The organism is Niastella caeni, from assembly GCF_004834005.1.
GTDB classification, from domain to species: Bacteria; Bacteroidota; Bacteroidia; order Chitinophagales; family Chitinophagaceae; genus Niastella; species Niastella caeni.
In genome coordinates this window covers 119,427-136,415 of sequence record NZ_STFF01000014.1, presented here as the reverse complement: position 1 = coordinate 136,415, position 16,989 = coordinate 119,427, and the positions used below count along the sequence as shown (strand labels likewise).

Genomic DNA, 16,989 nt, shown 5'->3' with positions numbered 1-16,989 from the left:
CACAGCGAATTGAGTAGATGAGACAGATTCAAGTAATGAATATGTGGGCTAGTAGCTAGTAGTAAGTGGCTAGTAGGGAAATGAACAATGTGGCTTCCTACTCGCTACTTACCACTTGCTACTAGCTTTCCTTACAACTTATGACTGATTGCTTTTAACAGTTCCTCCTTATAAAAATCACTTACCGGAATAATATGATCATTGATGTGCACGCGGTTCTTGCGAATAAAAGTGATCTTGTCAATGGCTATCATAAACGATTTGTGTACCCGAACAAAGCGGTTGGGCGGCAACTTATCGGCCAGTGATTTCATAGCCAGTTTGGTAAGCACCGGCTTATCATTTTGCAGCAGATAGATCTTCATATAATCCCTTAATGACTCAATATGGGTGATCTCCTGTACGGCAATCTTCACCAGGCTGTATTCTACATTTACAAAAAAGTAATCATTGGTGGGTTGTAAAACCGGCGCCGGCGCGCCTTGTTTTTTCAGCGTGTGGAAATCGGCCGCTTTATTCACCGCTCTTAAAAAGCGTTCAAAGGTGACCGGTTTTACCAGGTAATCGAGCACATCGAGCTCAAATCCTTCCAAAGCATATTTTTTAAACGCCGTAATAAAGATCACTAACGGCTTATAGGTAAGCGACTGCAGAAATTGTGTACCGGTAACACCCGGCATTTGAATATCCAGGAAAATAAGATCAATAGGTTCCTGCCGCAATACATCCATGGCCTCGTAAGCGTTCTTACAACGCTTTACCAGGTGCAGGAAGGGAATGCGTTTGATATTATCTTCCAGCAGATCGAGCGATAAAGGTTCATCATCAACAGCCAGGCATTTAATCATGCGTTACAATTTTAAGGGAGGCATGAAACCAGTTATTATTCTTTTGAGCATAAAGTTGATGCTTGCCCGGATACAGGATCTTTAACCGCCGCTCCAGGTTAACTAAACCAATGCCTTTTGTTTTATCGGCCACTTGCGTATTATAGTGTATGGTTTTGTTGGAAACCGACAACGACACTTCCTTTTCACTGACGGCTAACCGAATATTGATCTCCGGTTCCTCGGCCACATTCACCCCATGCTTGAATGCATTTTCAATAAGCGGTATCAGCAACATGGGTTCAATAACATGCGAATAATTACCCGGCTGCACCATAAACAATACCTTCACCGAATCGCCAAAGCGCATGGTTTGCAAATCGATATAGCTGCGGATGTATTCCACTTCTTTGTGCAGGCTTACCTTTTCTTCATCCGAATCGTACAGCATGTAATGCATCAGGTTCGACATCTTGAGCAAGGCCGGCTCCAGCAGATCTGATTTTTTCCGCGCCAGCGAAACCATGCTATTGAGCGCATTGAACATAAAATGCGGACTCACCTGCGACCGCAGGAACGACAACTCCATAGCCAGGCTTTCCTGTTGTTTCCGCTGGTCCCTGATCACATCCACCATAAACCGGTAGCTGGTAGCCGTACCCGACACAAACAACCCGATAAATATTTTTACCACAATACCGGCAAATATGGCGTACATCGGCATTTCCCCTGAAAAAACCATAATACAACCCGGTACAAGGGCAAATAAAACGCTGATGCCCAATACAGCTAAAATGTATGCGGCAACCCGCTTTTTTAATAATAATCGTGGATATAACACATAAGCGTTAAAATAGAAGGCAACTGTTTGCAAAGCTGTAAAAATGATGGTATGCCATTGCAGGTAGTTGGGCTTTTCAGCATCTTTCAGTGGCATTATAAAAATAGGCACTACCACGATCAAAGCGGTGCACAAAATATGCAGTAGTATGTAAACCAGTTTTCTTGATGGCATAAAAAAATTGAAACCACGAATGTAAATTTTTTACCGGTACGGGATTATCGCAAATGACAACCGGCCGTTTTCAGGCGGCAACCGGGCGTTTTTTGGAGACAAGTTACTGGTTGCCTGTTTCCGGTTACCGGCCTCCCCCTAGGGTGGAGGGAGAGTTTCGAAGTACCAGAAAGCATTTTCACGTTTGCTGTTTGCCGTTTCACAGCCTGCCCCGATGAAGCCGGGGATTCACCATTGACCATTCACCCTTGACCATTCTCTTTTAATGTTTTAGCTGATTTTACCATATCATTGCAGCGTCAGACCCCGGTTTTGCGTCTTTAAATTGTAAGATTGACGCTAAACGAATTAGCTTCTTAACTCCCCCTTACCCCTTCCTACAGGTTTACCCTATATATTCGCACCGACGGTATAAGTAATTTTTTGTGAATTCGTACTTTAAGTGTTATTTTGACACGAACTGGAAACAAAGCGCGTTTCAGGCCGTATCTTTGATTGGCAGAACACCAGTCTTTGTTTGAATCGGTTTCTCATTATAAACTCAGTATTTGTTTAGTTGCCGATATGAAAAAAGAAAATTATGTAATAGGGGTTGACTATGGCACAGACTCCGTGCGGTCAATCATCGCCAACGCTGCCAATGGGCAGGAAGTAGCCTCAGCCGTTTTTTATTATCCCCGCTGGAAAGATGGTTTGTATTGTAATCCTGTCACCAATCAGTTCAGGCAACATCCGCTTGACTACCTGGAAGGCCTGGAACAGACCATTGTCAGATGTTTACAGCAGGCAGGCCCTTCGGTAACGGCCAACATCAGGGCCATTTCGGTTGACACTACAGGTTCTACCCCGGTAGCCGTTGACAAAACCGGTACTCCCCTCGCCTTGTTGCCGCAGTTTGAAAAAAACCCCAATGCCATGTTCGTGCTGTGGAAAGACCACACTTCCGTTCCGGAAGCAGCTGAGATCAACACGCATGCAGAAAAGTACGAAATCAACTACCTGCAATATGTAGGCGGTATTTACTCGTCGGAATGGTTCTGGGCAAAACTGCTGCACATTTTGCGCGAAGACGCGGCAGTGCGCGAAGCCTGCTATTCCTGGGTTGAACATTGCGACTGGATCCCCTTCGTTTTAACCGGCGGCACAGATGTTTCCGCCATGAAACGGGGAGTATGCTCGGCAGGTCACAAAGCTTTATGGGCCGCAGAATTCGGAGGGTTACCACCTGAGCCCTTCTTTACTGAGTTAGATCCGTTGTTAGCTGGTTATACCAAAAGACTTTTTACCAATACATATACTGCTGATAAAGCAGCCGGTACGCTGAGTGCAGCATGGGCCACCAAGCTGGGCCTTTCTACCGACGTAGTGATCGGTGTTGGCGCTTTTGACGCCCACATGGGCGCCGTAGGCGGACAAATTGAACCCTACCATTTAAGTAAGGTAATGGGTACTTCAACCTGCGATATGCTGGTTGCTCCGCTGCAAGAAGTAGAAGGCAAGCTGGTGAAAGGCATTTGCGGACAGGTTCCCGGTTCGGTGATCCCCGGCATGATGGGACTGGAAGCAGGTCAGAGTGCGTTTGGTGATGCTTACGCCTGGTTCAAAAAGGTGCTGACCTGGCCGTTGCAACAGGTATTAGCGCAAAGTACCCTCCTCAATCCCGAAACCGCCAAAGCCATCATTGACGAAACTGCCGACAAGCTAATCCCGGAGCTCAGCAAACAGGCTGCGTTGATTGAAATTGATGAGAACAGCGAACTGGCGGTTGACTGGTTCAATGGCCGTCGTACACCCGATGCCAACCAGGAACTCAAAGGCGCCATCAGCGGCATGAACCTCGGCAGCGATGCGCCGCGCATGTTCCGCGCTATTGTTGAAGCGACCTGCTTTGGCGCTAAAGCCATTGTTGACCGTTTCAACCACGAAGGCGTTCCTGTAAAAGGATTGATAGGACTGGGTGGTGTAGCTAAAAAATCGCCGTTCATTATGCAAATGATGGCCAACGTTATGAATATGCCTATCCGCATTCATAAATCGGAACAAACCTGTGCTTTGGGCGCTGCAATGTTTGCGGCTACTGCTGCAGGCATTTACGATAAAGTGGAAGATGCCATGAACGCGATGGGACAAGGTTTTGACGCTACGTATTATCCCGATAAAACAAAAGTAGCCCTTTACCAACAGCGCTATAAAAAATACCTTGCACTGGGTGGGTTCATTGAGCATTCAACTAAGCTAAAAGAAAAAGAAGTAGCATTATCGAATTAATAACCAGTTCCCGGTTACCGGTTACCAGTTCCCGGGAACTGGTAACTGGCAACTGGTAACATTTTTCTATCATGAGCAAGTATCAACATATACAGGAAGCATGTTATAAAGCCAACATGCAACTTCCAGAACTGAACCTGGTTTTATTTACTTTTGGTAATGTAAGTGTAGCCGACAGAAGCCTTGGCGTTTTTGCTATTAAGCCCAGTGGCGTGCCTTACAAGGATCTAACACCTGCCAAAATGGTGATCGTTGATTTCGATGGCAAAATCATCACCGGCGATCTTCGTCCCTCGAGCGATACCAAAACACACGCGGTATTATATAAAGAATGGGAAAAGATAGGCGCTATTGTACATACACATAGTACCTATGCTACCGCCTGGGCGCAAGCTCAGCGCGATATTCCTATTTTCGGTACTACCCACGCCGATCATAACACAGTAGATATTCCATGCGCACCGCCAATGAGCGATGACATGATAAAAGGGAATTATGAGTTTGAGACCGGTTACCAGATCATCAACTGCTTTAACGAAAGAAAATTGTCGTACGAAGAAGTAGAGATGATCCTGGTTGGCAATCACGCACCGTTTGCGTGGGGTCAGCATGGCGACAAAGCCGTTTATAACGCCGCTGTGTTGGAAGAAGTAGCCCGCATGGCCTACCTCACCGAACAGATCAATCCGAAAGCACCCCGGTTAAAGGATGCGCTCATTGACAAACACTGGCAGCGTAAGCATGGCAAGGATGCTTATTATGGACAGTAGGCCAATATTGAATATTGAATATCGAATGTTGAATGTTGAATGTTGAATGTTGAAGGCTGGATAAATGAAAAATTAAGAATGAGGAATGAGAAATGAAAAAGTAAGTACAATTCAGAACTCAAAACTCTTTCGGCTTTCGGCTTGTATTTCATTATCAAATTATCAAATTATCACATTAAAAAAGTCCCGTCACTGGAAATCCCTTCAAACAATAACCATTTCCGATTGCCCAATGACGATTGACGAAAACACCCTTTTATGGAAGATTTGAAAAAACTGGAAGTCTGGTTTGTAACAGGAAGTCAACACCTGTATGGCGAAGAAACCCTCAAACAGGTTGCCGATCACTCTATACAAATCGCGAGATCGTTAGATAAAGATGCAGGTATACCGGTACGGGTAGTTTTTAAGCCGGTAGTAAAAACGCCCGAAGAAATTTACCAGGTTTGCGTAGAAGCCAATACTACTCCCACCTGTATTGGTATCATTGCCTGGATGCACACTTTCTCCCCCGCCAAAATGTGGATCGGCGGCTTAAAAGTGTTGCAAAAACCTTTATTACACCTGCATACCCAGTTTAATCGCGATATTCCCTGGAGCAGCATCGATATGGACTTCATGAACCTGAACCAGAGCGCCCATGGCGACCGCGAGTTTGGTTTCATGGTTAGCCGGATGCGGATGAACAGAAAAGTAGTAGTTGGTCATTGGCAGGAAGGCGAAGTAATAAAAAGCGTAGCAGTATGGATGCGCGCTGCCGCCGGTTGGAACGACTGGCAAAATGCCCGCTTCTGCCGCTTTGGCGATAACATGCGCCAGGTAGCGGTAACAGAAGGCGACAAAGTAGAAGCTGAATTGAAATTTGGCTACTCTGTAAATGGCTATGGCATTGGCGACCTGGTTAAAAGAATAAATGATGTGAGCGACAGCGCCATTGCCCAAACAGTAGCAGAATATGAAGAAATATACACCGTAGCAGGTCCGCTGCGCAAAGGCGGCGACCGCCACCCTGCATTGCGCGATGCGGCAAAGATCGAGATCGGGATGCGCAACTTCCTGAAAGAAGGCAATTTTAAAGGCTTTACCGACACTTTTGAAGATCTGCACGGCATGGTGCAATTGCCAGGCATCGCTTCTCAACGCCTCATGGCCGAAGGCTATGGCTTTGGCGGCGAAGGCGACTGGAAGACTTCCGCCCTGGTTCGCGCCATGAAAGTTATGGCAACCGGTTTAAAAGGTGGTAACTCCTTCATGGAAGACTACACCTATCATTTCGACCCCAACAATCAACTGGTACTGGGCTCTCACATGCTGGAAATTTGTCCTTCTATTGCCAATGACAAACCAACTGTTGAGATCCATCCGCTCGGCATCGGTGGCAAAGCAGATCCCGTACGCCTGGTTTTCAATGCAGGTTCCGGCCCTGCGCTGAACGCCTCTATCGTTGATATGGGTAATCGCTTCCGTTTAATTGTGAATGAAGTTGTAGCGGTTGATCCAATTCAAAACCTGCCCAAATTACCGGTAGCGCGCGTATTGTGGAAACCCTACCCCGACATGAAAACAGGTTGTGCAGCCTGGATTTTGGCTGGTGGCGCTCACCATACCTGCTACAGTCAGAACCTGACATCAGAACACCTGGAAGATTTTGCAGAAATGGCAGGCGTAGAATACGTATTGATCGGCAAAAACAGCAATTTATACGACATTAAGAACCAATTAAGATGGAATGATCTTTATTATCGTCATTCTATTTAAAAATAATTCCACATATTGCAGCATCGTTTGCGAAAACTTCACCAAATTGGTGAAGTTTTCGCAAATAACAGCTCGAAAATCGCTAAACAACCAACATTCATTCACTCTTTAAAAACTATTGCAGCCCGCTATGAATACGCTTGCTTCAGTTGACTACATTATTTTTGTTCTTTACTTTGTGTTAGTGGCCAGTTACGGATACTATGTTTACAGAAAAAGAAAGACTGCGGAACATGATTCGAAGGCATTCTTCCTGGCCGAAGGGTCTTTAACCTGGTGGGCCATCGGCGCCTCGCTGATCGCTTCCAATATTTCTGCCGAACAGTTCATTGGGATGAGTGGTGAAGGCTTTTTTGTAGGTACTGCAGTTGCAGCTTATGAATGGATCGCTGCCATAGCCCTTATAATTATTGCCGTTTGGTTTATGCCGGTGTATTTGAAGAACCACATTTACACCATGCCACAGTTCCTGAAAACACGTTACAACGAAACCGTGGCTTTGATCATGGCCATTTTCTGGTTATTCCTGTACATCCTCGTTAACCTTACTTCCATTCTTTACCTGGGCGCAACCGCTATCACCGGTCTGGTGGGCGATGCAACCGCAGGTACGCCGGAGTTTCAAAATATTTTGCACCTCATCATGATCGGACTGGCGGTTTTTGCGCTGGTGATCACCCTGGGTGGTATGAAGGTGATCGGTTATACCGACGTAATTCAGGTGGCCGTTCTGATCGTGGGTGGTTTGGCCACTACTTACCTGGCCTTAACAGTTGTTAGTGAACAATTCGGCTTGGGCAAAAGCGCCATCGCGGGTTTCAAAGCGCTGATGTCGGATTCGCCGGAACATTTCAAAATGATCTTACCCAAACCGGCCTCCAATACAGCTACCATCAATGATGCGCATAACCTGGATATTCAAAAGTATGTGGTGTTACCCGGTATTGCCATGTATTTTGCCGGTCAGTGGATCGTGAACCTCAATTATTGGGGTTGCAACCAGTACATTACACAGCGTGCATTGGGCGCCGATCTGAAAACAGCCCGTACCGGTCTCATCTTCGCAGGTCTGTTGAAATTAATGATGCCGGTGATCGTAATGCTGCCTGGTATTGCTGCTTACGTATTGCACAAACACAATGCCCTGCCTAATTTCAACGGCGTAAAAGACGGCGCTTATTCTGCCGTGCTGGGCTTTTTGCCTTCTGGCCTGAAAGGATTGTCCATTGCCGCGCTTACAGCTGCCATCGTAGCTTCCCTGGCAGGAAAAGCAAACAGTATCTCCACCATTTTCACCCTGGATATATATAAGAAGTATTTCGGCAAAAACGACGACGAAAAGAAACTGGTGATGATGGGCCGCTATACGGTAGTGGCCGCCATGATCCTGGCCATTCTCTTTACCTGGAACGACCTGCTGGGTATCGGCGGTGAAGGTGGTTTCACCTTCATTCAAAAATACACCGGCTTCATTAGCCCGGGTGTATTCGCGATGTTCCTGTTGGGTATGTTCTGGAAACGTACAACCGGTACAGCAGCTATTGTAGGTGTGGTATTGGGTTTTGTACTCGCTATCTTCTTCAATAGTAAGGCAGTTGACATCTTCGGAAAAGAGACCTGGTTATACACTGCTTATACTTATGAGAAGTTGGAAAAGGGCGTGGTGCACACTGTTACAGAAATACCATTCCTCATTAACATGGGTTGGTCATTTGTTATTACTGTGGCTGTCATGGTTGGTATCAGCCTGGCCGGACCGAAAGTAAACCCGAAAGCATTCATTACCGATAAAAGCTTATTGAAACTTGAGCCTCGCACCATTGCATTGATCGTAGTTACATTAATGTTACTGGCTGCCCTGTACGTCAAGTTCTGGTAGTTACAATTACGGAAACGAAAAAAACGAAAGAGGCTGACCCCAAAGGTTAGCCTTTTTTATTTTTGCCTGATGGGTAATCGTTGATCGATCTGCTTAACCAATATTCGCAGAATTCCTGAAAATCCGCAGCCCGGCTATCAAAACAATCAAACCATATAACCATGAAAATGAGGCGTGACCAGCTTTTTAGTAGGCCCTGTTTAGTTCTTCGAGCTAACTAATGAAGTATCTATTTGACCGTAATAAGGTCGTACGAACGGAAATTTCTTCAAATCGCGTAACGAGGGTCCCATTATCCGCCCTGAAAGCACCACTCCCACCCCGGTGACAAAAACACAACCAAGCGTAAGTACAATGTGCACTTTGAGCGAAAGCGACTGGAATGGCTCCCCGCACTGGCAGGTGAACAAAAGCCGGCTTTCGAGCATACAGCTCAGGTAAATCGCGTACAAACTCAGCAGAAACAGCGAAGCAAACAATCCTTTCAAACGCGAAAAAGGCAGCAACAGTGATAAAGCTATTTGAAGTTCAACTACCGGTATTATCCATGGCTGTTGAAACAGAACAGGTATGGCTAGGGGAAATCTTTGCAACTGTAAACTGAACTGCGCATAATGCTCCAGCTTGTCAACAGCGGCATAAGAAAACAGCACGGCTAGCGCAATTGCAATTGATTTTACAAGGGCCTTGGTGATCATAGGGGGATAAGGAATTAATAACTGGGTATAAATAGTATGTATGAACGTTATGCCGTAAAATTATTGTAAACGCTGTTATTATCCATCATATTATTGACTCGGATCAACAAGAAGATAAATTTTTTTAAGCTACCTAAAATGCACATGCGATTCTGTCTTATTTAAAATAAGTAAACCTGTCAGAATCAAAGCTTTTTATACTTATCCTGACAGGTTTTGCTATTTTATAAAACAGTAAGGGCTAATTGACTTTTATAACAACCTCATTGCGGTTATTACCGGAAGACCTTATATAAACTACCTGCCTGGCTACGTCATAATACCAGCCGGCAGCCGTATTTAATGCATTTTCATTGTCTACCTTATTAACCGGCTTATTGTTCTCGGCAATACCGGTGGGCGCCTCATTTACATGCAACTTTATTAACCAGTTGTGTGCTGGCGGGGTGAATTTCCCAACCGGCTTGTTCATGGTTACAACAAATCCTTTGTTATTGAGTTGGCAGGAAATTTTGGTAGTGGTGAATTCGCCCTCCTGGTATGCCAGGCTTTTGCCATCATCCTCATACAATTCAAATTCAGTTGTTGCACCGGGATATATGTCCAGCGTAATAGCATCTACCGGCTTCTCACCCACGTAATTCATAACAGGCTGTATTGGAATGATACTACCTGCTTTTACAAACAGCGGCAATGAATCCAGCGGAGTTACTACATTCCAGTAACGACCACCAGCTACCGGCTTTCCAGTCCAGTAATTAAACCAGTCACCCTGAGGCAGATAAACCGTTCTTGTTTGAGCGCCTTTGGTAGTGACCGGACAAACCAGCAGGTTTTCGCCCAGTAAATATTGGTCGGCAATATTGTAAACGTTTTCATCGTTCTGGTAATGCAATACCAACGCACGCATTAAGGGCAAGCCGGTCTTGTACAGTTGGTATGAATTGCTATACAGATAAGGTAATAAAGTATACCGTAGCGAATCGTATTTCCTGAAATTACGCAAGGCGTCATTGCCATAGCTCCAGGGTTCCTTATAACCGGGATGGTCCATCCCGAACACCATTGCGAGCGGGCTCAACATGCCAAACTGCACCCAGCGGATGTACAATTCGGGATCAGCATTGTGCTCAAACCCGCCCATACAGTGCGACCAATAGCCCACACCTGAAAGTCCAATATTTAAACCCGCTGCAATTACCGGGGCAAAATACTGCCACTCGCTGGGCCAGTCACCCGCAAAAATGAACGGATAGCGTTGGATGCCGGCATAGCCTTCGCGAGTATGGTTCAGGCCACGGAGCCGATTGAATTGCTGGAATTTTTCAAAAGGCGCTTTTGCATACGCGATTGGAAATACATTGTGCAGTGCTGATATGTCTTTTCCCTGAGGACCTGTTTTTTCACTTTCATTGGCCAAAGCGCCAAAAGCGCTGCCTTCATCGGTCTTTAAGAATTTGGCGCCAATAGAAGCTACCCGCATTACGCCATGCTGCCACCACCAGTTCACGGCATTCGAGTCGAAGAAGTTCACAAACTCGCCGGCATAATTGCCTTCAGGGTATGTATACTTTAATTTCTGGGCGGTATCCAGCAATTGAAGCCGGTTACCATTATCAAATCGAGGCCGCAAGTGCAAGCCTACCATGCTGTAGTTCATCGCATACAAACTATCGAACATGGCAGCAGGATCCTTAAAGGTTTCTCGCCATTCAAAAGAAGTAGCGCCTTTACCGCCGGTTTTGCCAAAAATGCGCCAGGTGCTATCGAGCCACAACAGATCGGCAGGAATACCCATTTCGCGCAGCTTCCTGGCCAATTCAATGACGTATTGATCAGAAGTATTTTGTTCATGTCCCCAGGTGCCGCCGGAGTACGTGCCCACATGCAGTCCTAATGCAAACCTGGGTAACAAAGGCGAGCGACCGGTAAGGGCAGTATACTGCATCAGCAACGCAGGAAATGCAGGCCCATATATAAAGTAATAATCCAGTTCTCCCCCATCGGCACTGAAGCGGTAGGCATTGGCATCGGTAGCGCCCATATCCCACCTGGTAGGATGTGCATTGTGAAAGAAGATACCATAGCCTTTGTTGCTCATGAAGAACGGGATGGGACTATAATTTGCTTCCAGCACATTATAGGCGCCCACGGCATGCGGCAATCCTTTACCACGGCCTACATTGAGCGTGAGTTTCTTTTTACGGCGATCCAGAAAATCCATCCGCTCGCCAAAGCCAAAGAAATGTTCATCGGCGCCCAGCTTCTTTACACAGCCGATCGTATCTGCATTTTTGTATAGGCTGTTGTCGGCCGACAACAATTCTCCTTTTGCATTATACACTTCCACGCGGAAAGGTGATCGCAGCACCTTTACTTTCAACTGAGAAGTGGTCAATAAAAAAAAACCGGCGTTCTGCTGAGCAGTTACAGCCACCGGTTGAAAATTATATTGCGTAACCATCCAGGGTTCGTTGGCGGCAAAACCGTCTGCCCAACTGGCCCTTACCCGGAACATGGCAGGCGTACAAAACTCAATGATCGCCCTGCTATTGGTATTGGTGAAATAAAAGCGATTGCCTTCCTGTTTAAAACCCGACTGATAATTGCCTGCATTTTGTTGGGCTGAGAGCACCAATGAAAACACCATACCTGTCAATACCAGCAACATTCTCCTGATCATGCAACTTGGTTTCTGGTTTATAGTTTATTGTTTCTGGTTTTTTATGCGTGATCGTTGACTATATGCATAGTTCAAAAGTTCACTGTTTAATACCGTTCCTTGTTCTTCAATTTATACACCTCACTGCCTGCCAATAAAAAACAGCCCAGTCCGTAATCTTCAAAATCGGGGATCTTATCATAGGTAACCGGTTGGCCATCCTTTGGCTCTTTACCTGTTCCCTGCACATAGCCCAGCATACCATTGGCGTGAATGCAATCCTTCATCATGGCATCCCATGCTTTCAGCATAATGGGTTTATAGGTAGCTGCATCGATTACATTATTATTAATGCCCCAGGCCATACCATACACGAACAGCGCGGTGCCGGTCAATTCCTTGCCCCCATAATTGGTTGAATCGGCCAGGCTCGCATTCCAGAAACCATCGGTGCGTTGCAATGGGATCAGGGCGTTCAGCATGTCTTTATAATCCTGCAAATATTCATTATAGTGAGGATCTGTTTTTGGCAGCATCTCCATAGTGCGCACCAACGCCGCCACTACCCAACCATTACCCCGGCTCCAGTAACAATTACCGCCGTTCGGCTCTTTATAAGGCGGATCGAAATCCTTATCGCGCCACCACAGCTTTTCGGCGGTATTGTACAACCCCTTCTCGCCATGTTTGTATTTGCTGAACGCATACATTTCATACATACGGCTGAAATAGCTGGTATCATTATAAATTACTCCCAGGCGTACAAATACCGGCATAGCCATTTGCAAAGCATCGATCCAGTTCCAGTCATCCACTTTCTCTGTACCTTTCATTAAATCAATAGACGCTTTTATGTCTTTGATGCGTTCTTCTTTTTTATCCATCAGGTACAGGTCAATGTAAGTTTGACCACAGCACTGGTTATCTGCATTACGGGTTTGAATACCATCGCGCAGGCCCCATTTATGCTTTGTGCCCCAGTCAATGGCATAATCAAGGTATTCCTTCTTCTTATCAATAGCATACAAGGCCATCAACCCTTCGTAATACACGGCGCGGGTCCAGATGTTACTGGGCCGTTCTCTATTGGTGATAATGCTTTTTCCGGGGTCAGGCCATTTGTTCATGAAATACTGGTTGGTCAACCGCATTACTTTCAATACGCTTTTCTTTGAAGGCGCTTTTTGCGCCTGTAACGCAGTCGCCAACATCAATGCACCAGCTAACAACAATTTCATTTTATATGACATAATTACCTGATTAGCGAATTACTTATTTAATGCAGCGTTTCGACACTTCGGCTACGCTCAGGGTTGTGAAAACGAGTCCTGGGCGGAGTCGAGTCCTGAGTGGAGTCGATTCCTGAGCGGAGTCGAGTCCTGAGCGGAGTCGAGTCCTGAGCGGAGTCGAAGGATTAATTCAATTTCGGCTTCAGCTCATCCGGACTGTCTTTCGTATGCCCATCCCAGGTTTCACGGGAGGGCTGCGTGAACAGGGCCTGTACAGCCGACAATTCGATCGTTGCTTTTGGATCAAACGATTTGGATTGTAAATAGCGCTGTAAACTGAACAACAATTGCCGCGCAGCGGGGCGGTTGGCCAGATCGTTCTTCAGATCAACACTGCACAATAACAGTTTGCCCTTCCCCACTCTGGCTTCCAGTAACAACGCAAGCTTGCGGTTTAAAAACCAGGTATCGATCGGCTGTAAAACCGGCTTGAACTCTTTCGGGAAATCTTCCAGGTGCATGACCTGTGCTTTATTCACTACATCCCACCATTGCAGATCGCTATGGTAGGTTGCGGGAAAATCAGCAAAGGCCGGATGGTTGGGATCACATAAAACACCTAAGGTATGGGGCGGGCGCATTTTGAACCAACTGGTATTCCAGAATACAGGAGTAAAGTAATTTACAATTTCTTTTCCTTTTACGATCTTTCCCGCGGCCTGTAAAAACACCGTACCACCGCTTTGCAACAGAGAAGCCGCTTTTTCATCCAGCGTATCGCAATAATATACTTCGCTGCTGGTCGCGATTTCCGGTACAGCAGGCGGGAATACCCAAATATTCCAGTCATTGCCGTAAGAGGTACCGGCTATAGATATATCCAGGTTCAGGCGCATAGGCGTTTTTATTCCTGATAATGGATAAGCAATACTGCCAACCGGCACGCAGTTTCCTATTGCGTAATCCTTCTTATCAAACCTTCCTTTTGTGATCACTTTACCTGTGCTGTCTTTTAACACCCAGTTGATCAATGCATCTTTCAATACACTGCTTCCATAATTGAACAACTCTATCTGCGCCGACAATAGTTGATTACTGGTGTAAACAAATTCAGATGTTCGAATAAGCGGCACCACCGCATTACAAAAGCGCTTTATTTCCTGCGGCGTTGCATACGGTTTATTTTGCCATAAGGCATTCAACATCCCAACTAACGCCGTACCCTGACCTGGAAAATCCTGCAAGCCCAGCAATTGAAAGCCGGCCAATCCTTTGGTGCGCATGGCTTTTTCAATTTCATTCTTATAACACAGCACCTGCAGTTTGCCACTGGCCATCAGAAACTGTTTTGCCTGGTGAGACATGCCGTGGTCGGCCAGCAATTCGCTGAACAATTCGAAATTCTTTTCTTTATATACACCGTTGAACCGGGTGATCTCGTTAAAATCAGGGAACGCGCACCACTGTCCCATCTCATGCACCACGTAGGGCACATTGAATTTCTGAACGGTGTTATGATAGTCCGAATCACTTTCCGGACGGGCGTTCACCCAACTCAATCCACGCGCACCGGCCTTTACCATATATTCGTTTTCAGGCACCAGGGGCCAGCTATTGCCCACTGACGCCCCGGTATATACGCGCCGCTTATCTTTCGACTGCCAGTAGTGAATAAAATCAGTGAGGAATTTTACCTGGTTGCGGCCTGCCGGTTCATTACCACCGGGCGCTTCCATACAGAACGAAGCATAATTGCCATACCAGTTGGCCATGCGGTTGGTTTCATCATACATGTACTTATCAACCGGACGGCCATCACCTAATGAGGTGCCATGGTTCACCCAACCCGGTCCTTCGGGTTGCAGGTAGAACCCTGTTTTATCAGCCGCGATGAATGCCGCTTCGGGCGGGCACCAGCTATGGAACCGCATATGGTTCAGGCCATGTGCTTTGGCCGTTTTGAACTGTTGGATCCAGCCGGCTTCATCCATAGGCGGAAAACCGGTCAACGGGAACTCACAATTATTAACGGTGCCACGTAAGAATACCGGGTGGTCATTGATGGTAAAGCCGGTACCAACGATCTTGAATGACCGCATTCCAAACGTCACTACTTTTTGGTGTTTCTCACCATTGGGCGCTTGCAGGGAAACCTTCAGTTGATATAAAGCCGGATTGAACTCATCCCATAATTGAACAAATTCAGTCATGGGCAACGTAAACTGTTGCGAAGTGGATGTATCCTTATTCAATGGAACTATTCCGGTTACGATGGGCACGCGGTGGACCTTTTTCGTGTTAAAACATAAAGCGGTCAGCGTTACTTTAGCGTTACCAGCCTGATATCCCTTTACTTTTACTTCCACTATCGCCTGGTTGTTGGGCACATCAGGATACACCTGAACATTTTCAATATGCACCATCGGTGTTGCATTCAATGCTATTTTTCCAATGATACCATTCCAGTTACCCTGGGTATGATCGGTTAAGCTATGCGAATCAGGACCTACATTGATCGCTTTAATGCGGTTATCGACCCGGATGGTAATCACATGATCCCCGGGATCACACAATTTTGTAAGATCATATACATGCGGCGCTACGAGACTGTTCTGCATTCCTGCTTCTTTCCCGTCTATCCAAACAGTGGTTTCGGTATGGCATCGTTCCAGGAACAACTCAATGTGTTTGCCCCCCCAGTTGGCGGGAATGGTTACTTCTTTCTGGTACCAGGCAGCTCCCACATAATACTTTGCCGGGGTGAGCCAGAAAGGAAATTTCAGGTTGCCGGGTTGCCGGTATTTCTCCATGCGCGGATTGAAAAACCAACTACTATCGTAAATGCTGCCGGTCCATTTTGTTTGCACAGTCACGTCATCGCCTTTGCCATTGGTGAGCATGGAACCGGGTAGCTGAATATTATCTTCCAGCTTTTTATTGAACCACTGCTCCTTTATACCCACATCGTTCCGGTCGATCTGGAACTGCCATTTGCCGGCCAGGGAAACCGATTGCGCAACAGCGGCATTTACCCATGCTGTGATTATAATCAGTGTACAGGCAAGCTTTTGTATTATCGGCATTACTTCAGGAATTTTTTAAGCTCGCATTTTTTCAATTCTTTGATCCCTTTTACCACCAGATCGGCATTCAACGTAGATCCGTTTTTATTGGGATGGGTATGATCTACAGGGAAGAAATGCTTTACCGAATCAGCGCCCAGCGCGTCGTACTGATCGGCAATAAGATCGTTTAACGGAATGAAGAACGCATCACCTGCTTTGGCTACTTCCCCGGCCCACTTGCCATAGCTGCCATTTGCCCGCTCTGTTTTCCCATTCTTGAAATTATTCCTCGGCACAGGTGAACATACAATGGGAATAGCCCCTTTGGCTTTTGCCTCATTTATATATTTTCGCATATACCAGCCGTAGGTATGCACTACCTCATTCACTTTACGAATTGGATTATAAATAGCAGTGCTGTCTTCACCAATTCCTTTTATGGTGCCTCTTGCCCGCGCAGTATCATCGAGCGGCCCCGCATCATTGTGCCCAAACTGCATGATCACAAAGTCGCCGGGTTTCAATTGCTCCAGAATGCGGTCCCAACGGCCTTCTGTAATAAAGGTGCGACTGCTTCGGCCACCGATAGCATGGTTTTGCACCTGGATGCGGGTGGTATCAAAACGATCGGCCATAAAGCTTCCCCAACCCCACATATCTTTTCCACCTCTCCCATCACCATTCTTCACGGTGGAGTCGCCAATAATGTATAAGGTTGGCCTGGGTGCTGTCAATAAAATAAAAGAAGTTAAAAGAACGAGCAATCCGCCGGTGACGAATGAACGGATCAATTTCCTGCGCTTATTGTTGGTAGCCAT

General features: G+C 46.2%; 11 protein-coding genes. 4 read left to right on the top strand and 7 right to left on the bottom strand.

What is annotated here, in order from left to right; genetic code table 11:
• Window positions 1-131: 131 nt before the first annotated feature.
• Together FAM09_RS29295 and FAM09_RS29290 are read right to left on the bottom strand one after the other, a co-directional pair.
• Window positions 132-848 (bottom strand): LytR/AlgR family response regulator transcription factor, encoded by a 717-nt coding sequence (locus tag FAM09_RS29295; protein ID WP_136580723.1) that lies wholly within the window; start codon window positions 846-848, stop codon window positions 132-134.
• Window positions 841-1,842, bottom strand: a complete 1,002-nt coding sequence (locus tag FAM09_RS29290; protein ID WP_136580722.1) for a sensor histidine kinase — start codon at window positions 1,840-1,842, stop codon at window positions 841-843. Before FAM09_RS29290 ends, FAM09_RS29295 begins: the two co-directional genes overlap by 8 nt.
• Window positions 1,843-2,406: 564 nt before the next feature.
• Here FAM09_RS29290 and FAM09_RS29285 point away from each other — a divergent pair.
• The 4 genes from FAM09_RS29285 (at window position 2,407) to FAM09_RS29270 (ending at window position 8,517) form a co-directional block, all read left to right on the top strand.
• On the top strand, window positions 2,407-4,110 hold the full coding sequence (locus tag FAM09_RS29285) for a ribulokinase (RefSeq protein ID WP_136580721.1): 1,704 nt from the start codon (window positions 2,407-2,409) through the stop codon (window positions 4,108-4,110).
• Between the two features lie 71 nt (window positions 4,111-4,181).
• Window positions 4,182-4,880, top strand: coding sequence for an L-ribulose-5-phosphate 4-epimerase (locus FAM09_RS29280; protein WP_136580720.1), 699 nt, complete (start codon window positions 4,182-4,184; stop codon window positions 4,878-4,880).
• Window positions 4,881-5,138: 258 nt separating this feature from the next.
• Complete coding sequence (araA, locus tag FAM09_RS29275; RefSeq protein WP_136580719.1) at window positions 5,139-6,638, top strand: L-arabinose isomerase; 1,500 nt, start codon at window positions 5,139-5,141, stop codon at window positions 6,636-6,638.
• A gap of 130 nt (window positions 6,639-6,768) precedes the next feature.
• The gene (locus tag FAM09_RS29270; protein ID WP_136580718.1) at window positions 6,769-8,517 is read left to right on the top strand and encodes a sodium:solute symporter family transporter; all 1,749 of its coding nucleotides are present in this window, start codon (window positions 6,769-6,771) and stop codon (window positions 8,515-8,517) included.
• Between the two features lie 200 nt (window positions 8,518-8,717).
• Here the strand turns inward: FAM09_RS29270 and FAM09_RS29265 are convergent, their stop codons facing one another.
• From FAM09_RS29265 to FAM09_RS29245, 5 genes are all read right to left on the bottom strand, one after another.
• Window positions 8,718-9,215, bottom strand: a complete 498-nt coding sequence (locus FAM09_RS29265; RefSeq protein ID WP_136580717.1) for a MauE/DoxX family redox-associated membrane protein — start codon at window positions 9,213-9,215, stop codon at window positions 8,718-8,720.
• Window positions 9,216-9,456: 241 nt separating this feature from the next.
• On the bottom strand, window positions 9,457-11,898 hold the full coding sequence (locus FAM09_RS29260) for a glycoside hydrolase family 31 protein (protein ID WP_208025678.1): 2,442 nt from the start codon (window positions 11,896-11,898) through the stop codon (window positions 9,457-9,459).
• An 86-nt stretch (window positions 11,899-11,984) separates the two neighbouring features.
• Window positions 11,985-13,127 carry a glycoside hydrolase family 88/105 protein gene (locus tag FAM09_RS29255; RefSeq protein ID WP_136580716.1) on the bottom strand — a complete coding sequence of 381 codons (1,143 nt, stop codon included), beginning with the start codon at window positions 13,125-13,127 and terminating at the stop codon, window positions 11,985-11,987.
• Window positions 13,128-13,291: 164 nt separating this feature from the next.
• On the bottom strand, window positions 13,292-16,189 hold the full coding sequence (locus tag FAM09_RS29250) for an exo-beta-1,4-galactosidase (protein WP_136580715.1): 2,898 nt from the start codon (window positions 16,187-16,189) through the stop codon (window positions 13,292-13,294).
• Entirely contained in the window at window positions 16,189-16,989 is an 801-nt protein-coding gene (locus FAM09_RS29245; protein WP_243751806.1) for a rhamnogalacturonan acetylesterase, read from the bottom strand. The genes FAM09_RS29250 and FAM09_RS29245 overlap by 1 nt, the downstream gene beginning before the upstream one ends.